Raw genomic sequence first — 16,830 nt, forward strand, 5'->3', positions numbered from 1 at the left:
GCGGGGCATTAATCCCAACGATCAGCTAAAATGAGTATGCCACCAGTTGCTGGAAGCAAATACGTTTACAGTTCGCATATTCATTTTAGTGTTTGTTGTGCGTTCGTGTATTATTTTGCCTTATGCACTTCAAGTTCAATTTCAACCATAAATTCAGGTAATGCCAACCCTTTGACTTCAAGCCAAGAACCTGTTGGGAATCCGTTCTTATAGATTTCAGCTCGGTAGGCTGATTTTTCGAGCATTTGTGCCATATCAGTTGTGAAAATATCTTCTTTTACCACATCGTCAAATGTACAACCAAAGTGTTTTAATATTTTGCCCAAATCAGTATAACAGTTTTTCATCTGCTGTTCTATATCGCCAACCGCAGTTGGATTTCCTTCTTCGTCCATACTTACTGCTCCTGAAATTTTGATGCTATTCCCAATTTTCACAGCGTGTGAATATCCATAAGCTTTTTCCACTTCTGGTCGTAACAGAAAATATTCAGGTTTTTCGGATTCAACTATTACTTCTTTTTCAACTTCTTTCGTTTCTTCTTTTTGCTTTTGTTCACAACTGTATAGTCCAATAGTTACTATGCAAAGTGTTGTGAGAAAAGTCAGTCGGTTGGTTATTTTTTTCATAATTCAGATTATTTTGTATCTACATTGTTCGGTTTTCGGCTTTCCCGTTTTTTTATTGAGTTTCGTTCTGTGGCATGACGCACAACGTTCGAAGGTATGAACTGTGAATTATGGAGGAATATCAAAGTGTTTAGTTTGCCTCTAGCACAGTGCTTGTTTTCGAACTTTTTGTTTGCGACATAAGATACGATTGAAATGATTGATTTTGAATATTCTGGGAATAAGATCAGTTTACAATTCAAGCTGTTGATGGTTTATACCGTATGTTGGGTATTAGTGCTTTGGTGTAAAATCTGTGAGGTGGTATAGTTTAGGGGCTTGATTTGCTTCGAGCGTTGGGATTAATGAATAGGCTGGGAGCGCAGCGGAAGTCTATGCCCTTCACGGGGCATTAATCCCAACGGTTTAGTGTATGATTTCGTTGCGTGTTTAAGCACTAAAGCTAGCAAATAAATCACAGATAGAAAGTCCGCGAGGACTTTCGTAAACAAGCTGAAACCAGCAATTACTTATAGCCATTGTTGTGCTTTCGTTATTTATTATTCTTTCATTACAGATACTAAAGCTCTTTAAGTAAATGATTTGTTTTAGTAATTAAATTTTCAACCACTCTTTTTCTCACTTCCAAAATAAATATTCGCATTGTCAAAAGACCATTAAAGCCACCATAAAGGGTTCTCTTGTTTATCTTCTCCCAATAAATGTCTTGTAAATGTCCCCGAATACTGGACCAGTTTATAGGGTATTTTAGTATCATTGGCTCACATAAGCTAAAATAAAGCTCCCGATTGCCTGAAAGAACTTCTATGCCATCGTCTCTAGTATTGTAATAATTCTGTACATTTTTTGTTAATTCTTCTCCTAATAAACCAAGTTTATTTGTAGACTCTAAGGAATTAAACGTAGTTTTATTAAGTTCATTTAATGAGCTATAAGGAGCAACGTATTCGTATCTAACAATTTTTACGAGTGTATCTAAGTTAGAAGTTTTACTACTTAATCGTTCAGCAAATGATTTATTAATTTTCAAATCTTTCTGTACATAGGCTAAGTCTGATGTTAAGGTTTCTAAATCATTTTCCAATTCAATTTTTAGTGCTTTTTTTTGAATAATTCCTTGTTCTTCGTTTTTCCTATTCTCATTCCAATTATTAATTTGTAATGCAATCAAGATTCCAATAACAACAAGAATAATTTCTCCAATAGCATATTTCAAATACTTTCCAGTTTTCCCTTCTGAAAGTAAGTTTCGCCTAATTTTTCTAAAGAATTTTATCATTGGTTAGCGGTTTCTGATAATGAAGCACAACGCCAGGCTATGATGAGTGGGGATTAGATAGCACTAACCTCTCGTCTCGCACATAGCCACACCGTTGTTTAAATTTATTAGTTGTGGCGGACTTTCCAATCTCCACAAAAATATCTTGACCAATGAAACCCCATTCATTCATAGCATTTGTTAACTACTTTTTAATGGTCATTTAGTTGTTACGAACTCTCTAGTAATTTTATCAATTGAAGTTGTTCCAGCGAGTTGCATATCTCGGATCAATTCAGCTTTTAAAATTTCTAGGGTTAATTCAACGCCAGGTTGACCAAGTGCACCAAGACCCCAGCAAAATGGTCTTCCAATACAAACTGCGGTGGCTCCAAGTGCCAGTGCTTTGAAAACATCTGTTCCTCTTCTAATACCACCATCAATCAAAACAGGAAATTCGCCATTAATTTCATTTACAATTTCGGGAAGACAATCAATTGTAGCTCTATTACTTTCTAACTGCCTACCACCATGATTTGATACAACTATTCCGTCAACGCCACGTTCTTTGGCCATTCGAGCATCTTCGCTCGTAACAATGCCTTTGAGTACGATTTTCATTTTGGTGTTTGCTCTTAGCCAGTCAACCATATCCCAAGTCATAGATGGATCTGTAAAACTCATGCCCTCAGGTAGAATATCTTTAAAATTGCCCATTTCTAGCTCTCCAGATTTAATCATCTCAAGAAGCGTTGTGCCATGAGTTTCTCGATTACCAACGACAGGGGTATCAACGGTAAGAAAACATATTTTGCATCCTGCTGCCTCTGCTTTGGCAAGCAATAATTTGGTCACTTCTCGATCGGTTGATGGATAAAGTTGAAACCAAAGGTCTGCTTTAGACTCACTAGCAATATCTTCAATTGCAAAATTTGAAACAGAAGAAACGATCATTTGATGATCCTTTTTTTCAGCCGCTTTAGCAGTTCCAATCTCTCCGTCAGAATGAAAAAACGCTTGAAATCCAACGGGACTGAGTATTATGGGATTGTCTAGGGTCTTTCCAAATAGCTCAATCTTGGTAGACACTGTAGTTACATCGATAAGCCTTCTTGCCCTAATTTGAATTTTCCCATAGGCATCATAGTTGGCTCTGACAGTACGAAGATCGTCTGCTCCTCCATTGAGGTAATTCAATGCATCCTTGCCCATTACTTCACCTGATAGTTTTTCTAAGTCAAATACATTTTTCACAGTGGACAAGTCCGTATCGCTCTTTAGTAATTCATTTTTCCTAGAGTTAGAAATTCCACATCCCGCAAAAGGCAATGACAGAGCTATTGACGACATGCTCACCCACTTGAGGAATTGTCTCCTTTGAATTTCTCTGAGTTCAGTAGTTCTCTCCATTGTTATTTATGGTAGTTAACGGGCCGCGTGCATGGCTTCGTTTGGATTATTGAACCTTAAAGGTAATTAAAAACGGTTTTTATTTTCATAGTTTTTGAAAATTCAATAGTACTTAGCCTGTCCAATGAGCTATGCACGTTGTTATGAATTGTGTAGGCGTGAGCGTCGGGGGAAATGCTGTTTAGCGACATCGGCTAAGAACAGTGAATATCGATTTCATCACAATTTACTTTTATTGTTTTTAGCCAGCGCTAAGCAGCGTAGCGTTAGAAGCAGGCATTATTTATAACGTTCGAAGGTATGAACTGTGAATTATGGAGGAATATCAAAATGTTAGCCTGTCCTCTAGCACAGTGCTTGTTTTCGAACTTTTTGTTTGCGACTTAAGATACGATTGAAATGAGTGATTTTGCATATTCCGGGAATAAGATCAGTTGACAATTCAAGCTGCTTATGGTTTATACCGGGTGTTGGGTATTAGTGCTTTGGTGTGAAATCTGTGAGGTGTTATAGTTTAGGGGCTTGATTTGCTTCGAACGTTGGGATTAATGAATAGGCTGGGAGCGCAGCGGAAGTCTATGCCCCTCGCGGGGCATTAATCCCAACGGTCTCGGCTATGAGCAGTTGCGTGGTTTAAGCACTTAACTTTGCAAGTACACATCAAGCTGGAAATTCCGCAGGAATTTCCAAAGTAGGCGAGGACAAGCAATTACTTATAGCCATTGTTGTGCTTTCGTTATTTTTTCTAAACAATTTAATCATTTTTTATCTCTGAATTTATTATGTCAAGCATTTCAATAATTCTACTTTTTAGCGTAACTGACTGTATATTTGCATTTTGATGAAATGAAATGACCATAGCCGCAATACTCTCTTGTACAGGGTCTACCAAAATCTCTTTGAAGTCTATTTTCCTTTTAGATGGGTATATTTTAAATTTTAAACTAGAAGATTTATCTAAAGCCTCTGCTGGAGAATATCCATCTTTCCAAAGATTATTATTTAGATTTCTTGATATGCCGGATTCAGTAATCAATGGCACAATAAATTGGTTTCGAAATATTTGATATTGATTTTCCTGTTCTTGTACTTGGTATACTTCAGTTGACCAGTTAGATAGAAGAGATACAAGCTTTTCGTTTTGTATCAGCTGTAATTTATCTGTGCCTATTATGTCATTTTTTAAAGGATCAAAAGTGGGGTCTACCGCTAAATGCCACCAAGATATATAAAAAGTTTCTTCATCAAAAAAATCTGGATTGTCAACAAAACTTAGCAAGTTATGAGAAGCTTTGATGGCTCTATTTCGCATATATATTTTTTCTTCAAGCTGTGCAAGATTGGCTTCGTATTCACTTTTTAGTTGTACCAATATTTTTTGCTCTAGAATCCTGCCTTTTCGCCTCTCATTCCAGTAGTTCACTTGTAGCGCCAAAAGAATACCTATCATCACGAGAATTATTTCACCTAAGGCGTATTTAAAATACTTTCCAGTTTTCCCTTCTGAAAGCAAGTTTTGGCGTATTTTTCTAAAGAATTTTATCATTGGTTAGAGGTTTGTCATAATGAAGCACAACGTTCGAAGGTATGAACTGTGAATTATGGAGGAATATCAAAATGTTAGCCTGTCCTCTAGCACAGTGCTTGTTTTCGAACTATCTGTTTGCGACTTAAGATACGATTGAAATGATTGATTTTGCATATTCTGGGAATAAGATCAGTTGACAAGTCAAGCTGTTCATGGTTTATACCGTATGTTGGGTATTAGTGCTTTGGTGTAAAATCTGTGAGGAGTTATAGTTTAGGAGCTTGATTTGCTTCGAATGTTGGGATTAATGAATAGGCTGCGAGCGCGTTTGCATATGCACTCTTTAGCGACTGTTATATGCCTTTCTTCTTTCTTTCAAGTTCTTCAAGAAGTTTAGTTCTTCGGTTGCTGAGTTCCTTCAAGATATAGTCGACATCCCAATCGTTGGTTCGTTCAAATCCTGTTCGTGATTTGAAAAGTTCACCAGAAAAGTCATTATAAATCTCGCTACAGAGTTGAACCATCGTTCCCAAATCCTTCATAGTGGGTACTTTCTTTCCAGGAATTGGATCGTTATGAGCATATGTTTGATTTCTTGCCTTGATAATCTTCTCAATCAGATCTTTGTTCTCATTTAGTTTTCCCCTCGTTTTGTTGATTACTTCTTGGATGCTCTCTGCCCTTGTATCAGTCTCAAAATACCTTTCAGGTTGGAGTTTATTCAGTTCCTTGAAGAAAAGACTATCAAAATCAGTTAGTTCAAGTTTGTCGCTGAAGTGGAAAAGATTTCGTTTGTGAGTGTTTCTTTTATCAGCAATCAACTTTGATAGTTGAATTACAATTATAAATCTCAGTTGATACCAATGATGCTGAATGAAACCATGTTTTTTAATCTTTTCTTCATTTTCATATTTGTCTTCAGTCAACCGTTTTGCATTGTTTATTGAGATGTTCAGGTCGACCAAAACTTTCCATAAGTCCTCTAGCCATTCTTTAATTTCTGTTGGTGTCATTCGAGAACTATTTGAGCATATGGCTTCTCATATGGAATATCTTCCCCATTAGCTAAAAAATATCCAATTACTGTATGTGAATCCAAACGATCACCAAGCTTGAGTCCTTTGTTCTTGGATGAAGGGAAACAAGGGCAAGTTGATGCAATGAATGCAGGTTTGCCGTTCACTAGTACCTTAGCAATTTTCACACTGTTCTGGTGAAAGTCTCCAAATGATGAGTCAGTAAACTCTTCAAACTTTACTTCTTCGTGTTCAGTAATTGCTCCATTGTTCAGTTGAAATTTGCAGGAAAATGGCATTTGCAGTTCAGTTTGTTCGGTAGCACTTATGACATATAACGTTGTATAACGCTCACTTTTATGAGCGTTATATTTCATATTGTTAAACAAAAGTGAGCGTTAGCCAACATAATTCTCGGGTATAACGCTCATAACTAAAGCTAATCATTGAAGTTCATTTTGTCCAAAGGAGATTGTATTTTTTTCCATCCTTTGTGATAATGTTTGTATATTCAGCAATCTGAATAGAATTATGCCTACCTAAGTTTTAAAATGTTCCCTTAAAATATCCTCAGCTTTTTGAGTCAGAATAACCTCATGATCATCTCCGATAAATATTAGCATTAGACAAGCATTAAGAATTAGAAACTCTTCTTTTTTAGCAAGTAATGGGATTCTGAGTCTTTGATAAATTTAGGCTGGAATAAAGGTGTTTATTTTACCTTTTTTAACTCAAGAATATTACCAACACTTTCTATATAACGCAATGTGGTGACGCTATTCTCAATGTTAAACGTGAGCCTGTAATAATCTTGGGCGTCTTTGAACGTATACTCTAGATCATCAATTCTGACAAGCTCAACACCTCTTTTTGAACCCGCCGGTTTTAAAACGAGCCCCCCTTTTTGTTCTGCTATAAAAAGGGTCTTTGACTTGTCATGACTTTCAAATTTTCCAACCAATGATGACCGAACTTCTTTAGGAATGTCCAGAGATTCAAAGGATTTCATAACAGGCCAATTGTACTCATGTGCCACACTGGTTATAAACTCCTGCATTAATCGCTCTCCGCCGTCAGTGTTCAGTAAAATAACAGCCCCATCGCCTTCATCGACTAGACCATAAAGAAGCCCGGTATAGCCTAAGTTTTGTCCTGCATGCCAAAAAGCTTCTGCCTTCTCAACTCCCTTTAGGTTGATTCCTAAGCCCTTGTTATTAAGCTGAACGGTCGTTAATTCTTCAGCAGTTGATTTATCTAATATAGCACTTGATTCATTATGGAGGGCCTCTTGAATGGCTATAATCAGTTTTGCTAAGTCCTCTGCTGTTGTCCAAGGACCAGCGGCAGCTTTCTCTGGATAGATATTGTAGCTCTTGTTTTTTAAAGCTTTGCCTTTTGACAAGTGACCACTGGCAATAGGAACTTTTAAATTCTTATCTGGCTCGTTATCATAGGTGGAATGCGTCATTTGCAGTGGAGTAAATATGCGTTGTTCAACAAAACTGGAGAAAGAAGCCCCACTTACGTCTTCAACCAATAGCTGAAGAATCAGATATCCTGCTCCGGAGTATCGTTCTACCTGGCCTGGAGTGGTTTTGACGATAATCTCTTTTTTAGTGTTGGCAATAGGATCGTTGTTGAGTATCTGTAAAAGGGAAGGGATTTTATCTTTTGGGTCGTAACCTAAAAAACCATAATCATCTGTTAGCCCTGCAGTATGAGATAAGAGGTGCCTGACAGTCACCTTTTGAGATTTGGTAAATTCATTTTCCTTGATTTGCCACCGTTGAAGCTTGCTGTTTATGTCTTCGTCTAGGCTAATCTTTCCATCTTTTACTAAATTCAGAATGGCTACGGCGGTAATAACCTTGCCAATTGAGGCACACTGGAATAGTGTTTCGGTAGTTACCAGATCGGAAGAGCCTTTTTGTTTTACGCCATAAGCTTTAGACCATTCAATTTTACCATCATGAACAATAGCCACACTGGCACCGTATGCTTTGTTTTCTTTTAACCTTTGAATAATATTCGACCCGAAAAATTCTTCCCCAATAGGCATAGTGGCTTGAATGGTTAAACCATTTTCTACTCTCTCAATCCGTTCTTCAAGGCTTTGAGACCAACTAATTTTGACAAAAAATAATAGTAAAAAGGCTACTTGAATTTTCATTGGTAGGCGTGAGTTATCGTTACTTATTGTGAACAACCTAGGTCCACATTTCTATCTATTTTGTATAGCCCATAAGGGTGTAGTAGAATAAATCGCATTCGATTTACACTACTACTTTAAGTTTTCGCCGCCACCCAATCCTTGGCTGCCATAAAGGCTTTAATCCATGGGCTCAATACATCTGCTTTTTGGTCGGCAGGGTAGTTCCCCCAGTTCCAAGGGAATACGGAACGCTCAAAATGAGGCATAATCGCCAGGTGCCTACCGTCTTTACTCGCCAAACCAGCTACGTGGTAATCAGAACCATTTGGCGATGCTGGATAAGCTTCATGAGAATATTTAGCAATCACATGATAATCAGTTTCGGCTTCTGGAAGTCTGAAACGCCCTTCACCGTGCGCTACCCAAATACCTAGCCTGGTGCCAGCGAGTCCGCCTAACATTACTGAGTTGTTTTCTGGAATGGTCACATTCACAAATCCTGATTCAAATTTATGCGCAATATTATGATCTAGTTTAGGGTGCACCTCATGCGCTGGGTAAAGCAGTCCTAATTCACCCATCAACTGACAACCATTACAAATCCCCAGTGAGATGGTATCTTCTCTGGCATAAAAGTTATCAAGTGCTAGCTTCGCTTTTTCGTTGTATAAGAAAGCACCAGCCCAGCCTTTTGCCGATCCTAATACGTCTGAATTGGAGAAGCCACCCACAAAAGCAATGAAATTTACATCGCTTAAGTCTTCGGCACCCGAGATAAGGTCCGTCATGTGAATGTCTTTCACATCAAAACCGGCTAAATGCATAGCATAAGCCATTTCGCGGTCTCCGTTTACGCCTTTCTCTCGGATTATGGCCGCTTTATAACCAGTTTTTGCCTTACGGTCAGGGTCTAAACCAAGATCAGCATATTGTCCTTTAAATCCTTCAGGGAAGGTAAATGATAAAGGTTGTTGTTTGTAGTTGTCAAACCTTTCTTTGGCCAAAGCTTCACCAGACTGTTTTGCATCTAACAAATAAGATGTCTTATACCAGGTATCTCGCAGGCTAGCAATGTCGAGCAAGTAGCTTTGCGTATTGGTTTGAATGGCTAAAATAGGTTCGCCTATCGGGCTTCCTATTTCAACATAAGAAGCGTCAATTTCATCAAATAAATTGGCCACATCCTCCAAGTCTTCATTCGCTACTTGAATGATCAGCGCAGGTTGTTCTGAAAACAATACCGAAATATCGTCTAGGTTTTTAATGTCTTTTAAGTCTGCTGCTATACCGAGGTCTACTTGCGAGAAAGTCATTTCGAGCAGTGCTGTAATCATACCGCCGGCAGAAACATCGTGCCCCGCTAAGATTTTACCTTCTTCAATCAGGGCCTGAACCATATTGAAAGTTCTGGCAAATCTATCACTGTCATCCACCGTAGGGGCAGAAGTACCCACCTTACCCACTACTTGTGCCAAGGAGCTGCCGCCCAAGTTAAAGGCACCATCAGAAAGGTTGATGTATAGGAGTGTAGAATCGAAATTCGGTTGTAAAACCGGTTCCACTACTTTCTTAAGGTCGGTTACTTGCGCGCCAGCTGAAATAATGACGGTACCAGGGGCGTAAACAACGCCATCTTTATATTTCTGTGTCATCGACATGGAATCTTTACCCGTTGGCACATTAATACCAAGTGCACAGGCAAAATCAGAAACGGCTTCTACGGCTTTGTAAAGTCGGGCATTTTCGCCTTCATTTTTCGCAGGCCACATCCAGTTGGCGCTCAGCGATACGCCGCTAAGTCCTCTCTCTATCGGTGCCCAAACAAGGTTTGTAAGTGCTTCGGCAATAGAAAGCTGAGAACCGGCCACAGGATCGGCTAAAGCTGAAACCGGTGCGTGACCGATTGAGGTTGCAATTCCTTTTTCGCCTCTATAGTCCAAGGCCATCACGCCAACATTGTTCAATGGCAATTGTATTGGCCCCGCAGTTTGTTGCTTGGCAACGCGTCCTGTAACACATCGATCGACTTTGTTTGTCAACCAATCTTTACAAGCCACGGCTTCTAACTGAAGCACGGCATTTAAATATTCTTGAATTTTCTTAACGTCGTAAGCGACATCAGTGAATTGCTGCCCCTGTGTAGTGTCTTCCAAAACCGTTTTGGGTGATGAACCAAACATATGGGCCAGGTTCCAGTCGATCGGGTGTTCTCCTGAAACTTTATTCTCAAACTTAAAGTGAGAATCGCCAGTGGTTTCACCAACTACATAGAAAGGTGCGCGTTCTCTTTTCGCCACTTTTTCCATGTAGGGAATATCTTCTGCTTTGATGACAAGCCCCATGCGTTCTTGAGACTCGTTACCAATAATTTCTTTGTCCGATAGGGTAGGATCGCCCACCGGAAGTTTCTTTACGTCGATAGTGCCACCTGTTTCTTCCACTAATTCTGAAAGACAATTAAGATGGCCTCCCGCACCGTGATCGTGAATCGAAACGATTGGGTTTTTGCCTGATTCAGACATTGCCCTTACCGCATTGTAAACACGCTTTTGCATTTCAGGATTCGAACGCTGAATGGCATTCAATTCTATGCCGCTTGAAAATTCACCTGTATCAACGGAAGATACCGAGCTTCCGCCCATTCCTATGCGGTAGTTATCACCGCCCATTACTACTATCTGATCGCCTTGGTCTGGCGTAGCTTTTAGCGCATCGGCTTTTTTGCCATACCCGATACCGCCAGCAAGCATAATCACTTTATCGAAGCCATGCCTTTTGCCACCTTCTTCGTGCTCAAAGGTTAAGACCGATCCAGCGATAAGCGGCTGACCAAATTTGTTTCCAAAATCACTCGCTCCATTCGAAGCTTTTATCAGTATGTCCATGGGCGTTTGATACAACCATTGACGTTCTGGCATGTTGGCTTCCCATTCGCGACCATCTTCTAGCCTTGAGTAAGAGGTCATGTAAACGGCTGTACCGGCTAAAGGCATGGAGCCCTTTCCGCCAGCCATTCTATCTCTTATCTCTCCACCTGCTCCTGTAGCCGCTCCATTGAAAGGTTCTACAGTCGTTGGGAAGTTATGTGTTTCCGCTTTTAGGGAGATTACAGACTCAAAATCCGATGATTCGAACCAATCGGCTTTGTCTTGGGTGGCCGGGGCAAATTGCTCCACAACAGGGCCTTGTACAAAGGCCACATTGTCTTTATAAGCTGATACTAAACCATCAGGGTTTTCCTCTGAGGTTTTACGGATCATTTTAAACAGTGAATTCGGCATTTCCTGTCCATCGATAATGAATACACCATTAAAGATTTTATGTCGACAGTGCTCGGAATTCACCTGAGAAAACCCAAATACTTCTCCATCGGTGAGTTTACGCCCCAATTTTTCACTGACCTCGTTCAAGTAGTCAATTTCTTCTTGGCTTAGCGCTAGTCCTTCTTCCTGATTGTAAGTGGTAATATCTTCTATATGCCTTACGGGTGCTGGTTCAACACTGATGTTGAATATTTCCTGATCTAGCCCATTATAAAGCACTTGTAGCATTGGGTCGATAGCGGTGTTTTCACTGTCAACCTTTTCAAATTCTTCAATTCTTATGATTCCAGAAATCCCCATGTTCTGTGTAATTTCCACTGCGTTGGTACTCCATGGGGTAATCATTTCTTTCCGAGGGCCAACAAAAAAGCCCTTCAGGGTTTCGCCTTCAATAAGTGAGGCATTTCCGAAGAGCCATTCAAGTTTTGGAAGGTCTTGTGAAGCGAGTTGCGAGGTGAGACTGACAGCGTAAATTCTGTTGTCTCCTGCATCGAAAAATTGAATCATTAGAACGATTGGTTTTGGGTGTTAATTCCACTCGCAAAAGTAATAAAAGATTTGAGCAACTGCCATCAATTTGATCACCCAGAATGGCTGATTCTCATTCAGTTGGTAGAAGCTGCTTTTTTATAGAGGTCATTGATGTTTGAACCACTTGATTTAATGCCTGATACACTGCCGTCTTTCTGCTTTAACACTTGATAAAAGCCCGGACCTTTTATATGAAATTTGCCATTGCCCAATGGATATATTTCCATTGTATTGCTTCCTTTTTTATAGAATAGTTGATGGCCTTCTGAAGTAATACTAAAACTGTTTTTTTCTAGCGTATAAGTTCCTGTCCAAGAAATGAAATCTTCAATCTTTAGGTCGAAAGGGTAATTGTTTTTGCGATTTAGGAGCGAATCAATTTCGTAAATGGCTTTAATGGACTCTATTCGGATGTTATAGATGGTATTGGTCAAATTTCCTATACCGAGGTTCGAGTACGTATAAAGGCTGTTTTTGTGGTTAGGGTCGTTCAGAAAATAATTCACCATATTATCAGAGTTCCATTTTTGGAAAAATGCATCTTCTGAAAACCAATCTTGGTTGTTTTGAAGGGTTTGAAATGATGCTTCAACGGCTTTATTCATCTTTTCATTATTAGATTCAAGGCTCGTTTTCAAATGCACATGAAGCCTTTTGAGTCTTTTAACCAATGGCGAATATCTTTTGGACATATTCTCGGTTTTAGACATCAAGTTTTTAAACCCATCATCTTGAATAGAAAGGCTACTATAATTCAAGCTAATAAGGGCCAATCCCCAGTTTTTTGGGTCCTTATAGTCGGCTTCTGTTAGTTGGTTGCTCATCACTAAATAAATCAGTGAGTCTTTAGCATTATAAAACTCAATTATGTCATTGGCATCAGCCACGGTTACGAGAAGCTCTTCTTGTATTTCATCTAGGGTAGCTTGAATCTTTTTGTCCTGAATTCTAGCCTCATTGATGTTGTTGAGCCAAACCGCAATCATAATTCCTATGATGACCAAAAGTATCTCGCCCACGGCATAAATAATATACCTTCCGGCTTTGCTTTTGGATAAAATCTGCATGCGTTTTCGCCTTAAAAATCTAAGCATAGGGGACATAAACTGGCATTTGCCAAATTTTGATCAAATAAACAGGACTTACTTTAACAATCCAACTATCAGTCAAAATCTGCCGAAATTCAAATTCCAGTTAGTGCTTATTTTTTCTTAAGCCGATGATCTGTTACACCCAACTGCTCTAAACAACTTTCATATTTAGACTCTACATAGCTATTGTTTACCCGCATTTTGCGACTTGCCCTTACTTACGACGCACCAAAATAATTGAGGCAGCTTTACTAAGCTGCCTCAATTATTTAATCAATATCTAAATCCATATACTTGGGATAGTCAACGCTATATCGAAACCTGATCACCTTTTTAGCACCAGGTTCCAACTGAAGTTCCCATGTTAAGAGACCTGTTTCTTTGTTGTGTTTTGCAGCTGCAATATCCACGATATTTACCTTGTAATTTTTATTGGGGATTATAGGTAGCTGATCGTAAACATTAAGATTGATTTTTGTTGATTTCGTATTGACCACAGTAATTTCAAAGGTTCTTTCATCTCTTTTCTTATTACTGAAGATTTTGTTCTTTTCGAACTCCTTCAGCCTTTTACGACTCACTACAATGCCCTCGTCTTTTCCTAAGGAAATATCTAGTGTATCCTTACCGATGTTCGTGTCAATAATGGATTTACCCACGAAACTCTCTTCAAAATATAGGTTCGACTCTCCGTCGAGCAACTTCAGTTCTTCCCAATCAGGGATTTCTGCTACCAGAAAAGCGTTTTCACGTGCTTTAGGGCTGGTTGAATATTTATAATCGGCATAAACTTCCAAGGTTTGAATTTCTACTGTTTCAGTTTGCCCAGTACTCGGTATAGAGTAAGGATGCTTGATTTTATAGACGAAAGAGGTTTGGTAGTTGATATAGTTAATTGGAATTGGTTTTTTAAATCGTTGTACTCTTTCAGACTTTTGTTCTAGGTCATAAGCTTCATCCGATCCATAAAATGAACTGATATTTGAAATCCCAGCCATTGTAGGGTTGAATTGCCTTTCAGTTAAGCTGGCTACGGTAAAGGGGAGTTTTTTTACCGGTGTTGCTGCAGCTACCCCTGTAACCACAACTTCTCCTAATGATGTTGCATCTGGAACCATAACCACACTTATATTAGAGCTGTTGTTGATCTTTATTTCCTGACTTACAAACCCCAAATAACTAAAAACTAAAGATTTGGCTCCATTTGGGATTTGAAGGCTATACTTGCCATTTAAGTCAGTAGGAGTTCCTATAGTTGTTCCCTTTACCATCACTGTGACTTGTACTAATGGTAAACCGTCATCAGAACTGGTAACTACACCAGTAATTTCTCCTTGTGAGTCATACGGTGCGGGTTGCCTTAATTCTGCTTGGACCCCGTAGCGATAAGGCTTTGAGTTCTCACGTCCTAATAAAAGTGGATTAAGCAAGGGTGCTGTACCGCTGGACTCTAGGTCTCCAGAACTTAAGATGAGTTTTACATCTTTCCAGTCCACACCTGTGTTCTGAAAAATTCGAGCTTTGTAGGTTAATGAAAGTGGGCTTTCCACGTTGGTCGCACGAATATCATAAGTGGGAAACCAACCGGCTTCTGACACTGCATAACTAATCAAAATATCTTTTTCGACTCCCTTATTAGCATTGATTACTAAATAGATATTCGAAGTAGGCTCTTCGTCTTGTATACTGTAAGACTTTATCTGAGATTCGATTTTGTTGATTCTTTTCTGTAAATCTCTTTCTAGTAACTGCTGCATGAAACTGGTTTTGGTGTTTTCTTCAAATTTATCGCTTAAGTAGTCAAGTGCTTCTCGATATTTGGCATCTCCGATACCGTCATTTCCTATAACTTTCATGTTCTTCGATAAAAGTTCTCTCGATTTTACAAGAATGGATAAATTCATTCTGACTAGTTCCAAAGAATCTAATAGGGCGAGGCGATCAATGATGAGTGTTTTTACTTTTTCTGGTTTGTTGGTTTCGATATAATCATTCTCATGACGAACAGATAAAATGGTGATATCTTTCCCGGAAATCTGAATGGTTTTAGGATCCAGATTCGCCGATAGGCCTATTAATTTAAATTCATTTTTGCCTTCTTTTAATTTCAACTTTGCAGTGCGCTTGAGCTCAGCTCCTTGCGTATATATTTTGGCCGAAATTATTTTAGATTCAACATCTGCTTGTCCATATGCCATGTTTATGGCCACGAACATTACTAGAAGTAATGATAAGGTTTTCATAAGCTTTGATTTAAGGATGGATAATTAACATCATTGTTTTAATGATGCGCTTAGTCACCTTTTTCCATAAATGAATTTGGAAATCGGAAGAAGACGGCCGTCTTACCGATTAAACAATATATAGACCTGTTAACCCTTATTTAATCCAAAATAAATTCTGAAAATTTTATTCAATGCAATTGAAAACCTTGTTATTAAGGAATTAATTGGAATATTATTTGGGGCAAGTGGGTGTGAGCGTAATTTGTTTCAATTTACCTTTAGGGTCAGTATTGTTTTCTACCGAATGATCTAACCTTTGACTTTTATTCATTAGTATTTTTCGATGAAATGTATAATTGTCAAATGCGCTGAAACTAAGTGACCATAAGATCGGTAAAGCCAGTAGTGCTAAACCACTTTTGCGTTGATATAAACACGCTCTATCCAATCTACCCCAAAGTTATAAGAGATTGAGTTTAGGTTTTTACCCGGTTTGCCCACTATAAAATTTGCGCGCTTGCCCTTTGTAATACTTCCCACTTCATTTTCTAATTCTAAAGCAAATGCTGCATTGTAAGTAGTGGCATTGAATGCCTCTTCTGGAAGCAATTTCATTTTAATAGCGGCTAAACTATTAATCGTACTCATGTTGAAAGAGGGAGAAGAACCAGGATTGAAATCGGAAGCTAAGACCAATGGAAGACCATTTTCAATTATTTTTCGGCCAGGGGTAAAAGGGATATTCAGGAAGAAAGAACAGCCCGGTAAACCCACAGGTATAGTGTCTGAATCTTTTAAAAGTGTTACCTCAGCATCGGGAAGAATTTCTAGATGATCGACAGAAACGGCGCCGAATTCTATTGCTTTTTCTACACCACCAATCGCGTTGAACTGATTGACGTGTACTTTTGGCTTGAGTTCGTATTTTTCACCAGCTTCTAAAAGCTGGCACATCTGATTGGTGTTGAAATACCCTTTTTCACAGAAACAGTCGATGTAGTTGGCCAGTTTTTGCGAATATATTTCTGGTAACATCTCCTGAAGGAGCGTATTCATGTACTTTTCATGATTTTCCGTGGGGAAGGCATGTGCACCTAGAAAAGTAGCTTTAATGGGGATGTCAAAATCTTGTTTCAGCTGAGCGATTACCTGAAGCATTTTAATTTCAGCATCAGTGCTTAGGCCGTAACCACTTTTGATTTCTATGGCACCAGTTCCCGCAGCAATTGCTGCTTCGAGCCGTCTTTTAGCACCGGCCAAAAGGATTTCAAAAGGAGTTTCTTGCAGCCTGCGGGCAGAATTGAGAATGCCGCCGCCAGCTTCTGCAATTTCTTGATAACCCATTCCTTTAATCTTCATCACAAACTCCTCGTCCCGATCTGCAGCAAACACGAGATGGGTATGCGAATCGACAAAAGTTGGCGCCACCATTTGGCCTTTCAGATTGATTTCTTCGTATGAAGAGTCTTCCTGAAATTCATCCATCGAACCAAAATCTTCAATGAGACCGTCTTTAGTTTTAAGCCATGCGTTTTCTATTGATGGTACATCTGCCATTAAAGCACCCCTCAAGATTTTGCTCTCAGGTGCTCTCACTTGAAGTAAAGAACCGATGTTGGTGAAGACTTTTTGCATAGTTGAAGATACAATTTTTCTATCGGCACTGT

The 16,830-nt window shown here is 39.1% G+C and carries 11 protein-coding genes; all 11 read right to left on the reverse strand.

What is annotated here, in order from left to right:
• Window positions 1–110: 110 nt before the first annotated feature.
• Complete coding sequence (locus JXQ92_RS19020; protein WP_421988236.1) at window positions 111–629, reverse strand: RidA family protein; 519 nt, start codon at window positions 627–629, stop codon at window positions 111–113.
• Window positions 630–1,188: 559 nt separating this feature from the next.
• Window positions 1,189–1,908, reverse strand: a complete 720-nt coding sequence (locus JXQ92_RS19025; protein WP_421988237.1) for a DUF6090 family protein — start codon at window positions 1,906–1,908, stop codon at window positions 1,189–1,191.
• Between the two features lie 198 nt (window positions 1,909–2,106).
• A complete protein-coding gene (locus tag JXQ92_RS19030) occupies window positions 2,107–3,237 on the reverse strand; it encodes an alpha-hydroxy acid oxidase (RefSeq protein WP_421988238.1) in 1,131 nt (376 codons plus the stop codon).
• 814 nt (window positions 3,238–4,051) lie between these two features.
• Complete coding sequence (locus tag JXQ92_RS19035) at window positions 4,052–4,843, reverse strand: DUF6090 family protein (RefSeq protein ID WP_421988239.1); 792 nt, start codon at window positions 4,841–4,843, stop codon at window positions 4,052–4,054.
• 335 nt (window positions 4,844–5,178) lie between these two features.
• Window positions 5,179–5,838, reverse strand: a complete 660-nt coding sequence (locus tag JXQ92_RS19040) for a hypothetical protein (RefSeq protein WP_421988240.1) — start codon at window positions 5,836–5,838, stop codon at window positions 5,179–5,181.
• Complete coding sequence (locus JXQ92_RS19045; protein ID WP_421988241.1) at window positions 5,835–6,218, reverse strand: hypothetical protein; 384 nt, start codon at window positions 6,216–6,218, stop codon at window positions 5,835–5,837. Before JXQ92_RS19045 ends, JXQ92_RS19040 begins: the two co-directional genes overlap by 4 nt.
• A 335-nt stretch (window positions 6,219–6,553) precedes the next feature.
• Complete coding sequence (locus tag JXQ92_RS19050) at window positions 6,554–8,011, reverse strand: serine hydrolase domain-containing protein (RefSeq protein WP_421988242.1); 1,458 nt, start codon at window positions 8,009–8,011, stop codon at window positions 6,554–6,556.
• 116 nt (window positions 8,012–8,127) lie between these two features.
• Window positions 8,128–11,823, reverse strand: a complete 3,696-nt coding sequence (gene purL / locus JXQ92_RS19055; RefSeq protein ID WP_421988243.1) for a phosphoribosylformylglycinamidine synthase — start codon at window positions 11,821–11,823, stop codon at window positions 8,128–8,130.
• 98 nt (window positions 11,824–11,921) lie between these two features.
• Window positions 11,922–12,914: a hypothetical protein gene (locus JXQ92_RS19060; protein WP_421988244.1), complete on the reverse strand. Its 993-nt coding sequence runs from the start codon at window positions 12,912–12,914 to the stop codon at window positions 11,922–11,924.
• A gap of 293 nt (window positions 12,915–13,207) precedes the next feature.
• Complete coding sequence (locus tag JXQ92_RS19065; RefSeq protein WP_421988245.1) at window positions 13,208–15,181, reverse strand: mucoidy inhibitor MuiA family protein; 1,974 nt, start codon at window positions 15,179–15,181, stop codon at window positions 13,208–13,210.
• A gap of 390 nt (window positions 15,182–15,571) precedes the next feature.
• Window positions 15,572–16,798, reverse strand: a complete 1,227-nt coding sequence (hutI, locus tag JXQ92_RS19070) for an imidazolonepropionase (protein ID WP_421988246.1) — start codon at window positions 16,796–16,798, stop codon at window positions 15,572–15,574.
• Window positions 16,799–16,830: the final 32 nt, after the last annotated feature.

Source organism: Roseivirga sp. (assembly GCF_049099775.1).
In the GTDB taxonomy this organism is placed as follows: domain Bacteria; phylum Bacteroidota; class Bacteroidia; order Cytophagales; family Cyclobacteriaceae; genus Roseivirga.

Excerpts from the sequence above, each read along its gene's own strand:
- JXQ92_RS19025 (WP_421988237.1), bottom strand. The coding sequence starts at position 1,908 with ATGATAAAATTCTTTAGAAAAATTAGGCGAAACTTACTTTCAGAAGGG.
- JXQ92_RS19060 (WP_421988244.1), bottom strand. The coding sequence starts at position 12,914 with ATGCAGATTTTATCCAAAAGCAAAGCCGGAAGGTATATTATTTATGCC.
- JXQ92_RS19045 (WP_421988241.1), bottom strand. The coding sequence starts at position 6,218 with ATGAAATATAACGCTCATAAAAGTGAGCGTTATACAACGTTATATGTC.
- JXQ92_RS19040 (WP_421988240.1), bottom strand. The coding sequence starts at position 5,838 with ATGACACCAACAGAAATTAAAGAATGGCTAGAGGACTTATGGAAAGTT.
- JXQ92_RS19030 (WP_421988238.1), bottom strand. The coding sequence starts at position 3,237 with ATGTCGTCAATAGCTCTGTCATTGCCTTTTGCGGGATGTGGAATTTCT.
- hutI (WP_421988246.1), bottom strand. The coding sequence starts at position 16,798 with ATGCAAAAAGTCTTCACCAACATCGGTTCTTTACTTCAAGTGAGAGCA.
- JXQ92_RS19065 (WP_421988245.1), bottom strand. The coding sequence starts at position 15,181 with ATGAAAACCTTATCATTACTTCTAGTAATGTTCGTGGCCATAAACATG.
- purL (WP_421988243.1), bottom strand. The coding sequence starts at position 11,823 with ATGATTCAATTTTTCGATGCAGGAGACAACAGAATTTACGCTGTCAGT.
- JXQ92_RS19035 (WP_421988239.1), bottom strand. The coding sequence starts at position 4,843 with ATGATAAAATTCTTTAGAAAAATACGCCAAAACTTGCTTTCAGAAGGG.
- JXQ92_RS19050 (WP_421988242.1), bottom strand. The coding sequence starts at position 8,011 with ATGAAAATTCAAGTAGCCTTTTTACTATTATTTTTTGTCAAAATTAGT.
- JXQ92_RS19020 (WP_421988236.1), bottom strand. The coding sequence starts at position 629 with ATGAAAAAAATAACCAACCGACTGACTTTTCTCACAACACTTTGCATA.